The sequence below is a fragment of the Variovorax boronicumulans genome (genome assembly GCF_029892485.1).
Lineage (GTDB): Bacteria > Pseudomonadota > Gammaproteobacteria > Burkholderiales > Burkholderiaceae_C > Variovorax > Variovorax boronicumulans_B.
This window is the reverse complement of record NZ_JARXVG010000040.1, coordinates 1-2,329: the sequence shown is the minus strand read 5'-3', so window position 1 is coordinate 2,329 and position 2,329 is coordinate 1. Positions and strand designations below refer to the sequence as shown.

Sequence of the window (2,329 nt, the reverse complement as noted above, 5' to 3'; positions counted from 1 at the left end):
CTGGCACTTTGTGCTCCCACCGGACCCCGGGCCAACCTCCTTTTGGGAAGTTGTTGCTATTGCACCAGAGCCGCTGCGGCAGGGCAAAACAAATCACCTGAAAACACGGCATAAGAGTGGTTCCGTTGCGCTGATGCGACATTTTTTTCCGTGACGCGGCCAGCACTTGGATGCGGCCTCTGGGGAAGCCGAAAGAGCAGCCTTTATGCTCACTTTGCTGAAGTCATCGGCCCGGCGCGCTGCTCATCAACGGCTCTCTCAAGTCGGCTGGCAGGCCCTCCTGCCTACCGAATGGCGCGTGCCGGCGCTGCCGCCGATTCGCCTTGACGCTGTTGGCTTTTCTGTCGCCAAGGAGGTGGGTGTGGGCGACGAGGCTTAAGAACGGCTCGTTGGACATCGGGTCGGGACGCCCCGGCGCCAGGGAGCATTCAAGTGATCAAAGAGGTTTCACTGCCGCTGGCTGCGGTGAGGGGCATGAATGAAGATGACGCGGGTGTGCGGCGCCCGCGGTGGGCGCAAATGACTGGGCCAACTTTCAATCGGCTGGTCAGGCTGCCTTGGCGTTTAAATAGTTTAACCCGCATGGCCGCGACGCGTGCGAACATGTCGGCAACTGCATGCTCGCAGCAACTATAAATTCACCAAACTGCGATCAAGAGACTTTGATTGCCTGCATTTCCAGCATGCAATTCTGCAGCTTTGAAAATCAAGGCCGGCCAGCGGCGCGCGTGAGGGCCGCGCATATGAAGAGCGCATTTGAAGGGATCCACACGTTCGACGTGGAGAGGTTCGACCGTCCGGCAAATGAAGTTGATTGATTTTTCGCCCGTGTTCTCTGGTCAACTAAAAAATGGGTCGACTCGGGCGTAAATGGCCAATGCTATCTCGATGAAAGTCGTTCTCGGTTCGGCAAAGCTGACTCAACAATTTGCTGTTCTGGAATGAAAGATGACGTTGTCCAATGGAAAGGACAGCTCCGCCGTTCGCTTTGACATAGCCGGCGTTAGCAAAACCAGACAGGATTCTGGGGCTCTGCATGCACTCGATTCAACCCTCGGCTTTTTAATGCTATTGGAACGTACCGTGATAGTACAGCACGGCGCGGAGGCGCGGGCCGTGAGATAGCTCCATTTTCAAAAAAGCGTTTCGCATGGCTTTTTCTTCAAGAGCTAGCATCGTCCGGTACGCCATTCCAAGGTCGAATCCCTTCGCTCCGGCAACGCGCCCGCGTACCAAAGATGAACAGATTGCCTCCTAATTTTAAGCGTGCTTGCTGTCTATAAGAGGAGGAAATGAGTGGCCACATGGGCCCTCGTCAGCACGGTTGCGCTTGTCCGCGTCATCGCGTCTCGCGGTATCTGTCCCCTCATCTGCCCGATCTTGAGGCTCTCAGCGGCGAAGTTGATTGGCCAGTATCTTGCCGATCTTGGCTAATGCCACAGGATGAGACATCTGACCATGTTGGCAATCGATTTCATGGGTTTCTATGTTTCCACCTACGATTGAGGACCATGCATCCGGATTTATCGGACGCGTAGCTTTCGCCGCAATGAATAAAACAAGATTCTCGCTGATCCTTGGAGGGATATAATTTTTTAGCAGCGCGAGATTGTATCTCAATATTTGCCACATTTTTTCAAAATCCTCGTTTCCGAGATCCGATGTACTTGTTTGTTTTCTTAGGAATAATTTGAATTCCTTGTAAAAATGCTCCCCTTTTTCTTCTTGGGTCGCCATTGCCGCCAAGTAATGGGCATTTTTTCGGCTCTTGAGATTGATCGGATATGTATCAAGAAGGGCCAGCATATTGTTGCTTTCACCATTTTTTGACAGCACATTTGCGATTTCATATGCAACGTATCCGCCAAACGACCAGCCAAGCAGGTTATAGGGGCCGGTAGGCTGAATCGTTTTGATTTGCTGAAGATAACTGAGTGCCATTTCTTGGATTGTTTTTGGCATGAGGTCGAACTCAAAGAAGCCTCGCGATTGAAGGCCGTAGATTGGCTGGTTCTTTTTCAGGTGCTTTGCAAGGGGTGCATATCCCCAACTCAGGCCGCCGGCCGGATGGATGCAAAAGAGGGGTGACAGATCTCCTGTTTTCCGCAGCGGGATTAAAGTGCCAAAAGAGTCGGCGTGACGGCTATTAAATCTGCCTAGGCGCGCGTCCAGTTGTGCGACGGTGGGAGCCTCGAAGAGGGTGCGGATGGCGATCTCGACGCCCAGGGCGGAGTGGATGCGGCTGATGAGCTTGGTGGCCAGCAGGGAGTGGCCACCCAGGTCGAAGAAGTTGTCGTCGATGCCCACCTGGGCGATGCCCAGGACATCG

2 protein-coding genes are annotated in these 2,329 nt (G+C 53.5%); one reads left to right on the top strand and one right to left on the bottom strand.

What is annotated here, in order from left to right; genetic code table 11:
• Window positions 1–205: 205 nt before the first annotated feature.
• Window positions 206–379, top strand: coding sequence for a hypothetical protein (locus M2282_RS30955; protein ID WP_280812593.1), 174 nt, complete (start codon window positions 206–208; stop codon window positions 377–379).
• A 1,010-nt stretch (window positions 380–1,389) separates the two neighbouring features.
• On the opposite strand, the gene M2282_RS30950 is transcribed toward M2282_RS30955, so the two are convergent.
• Window positions 1,390–2,329: thioesterase domain-containing protein (locus M2282_RS30950; protein WP_280812592.1), on the bottom strand; the 940-nt coding region annotated here is incomplete at its 5' end.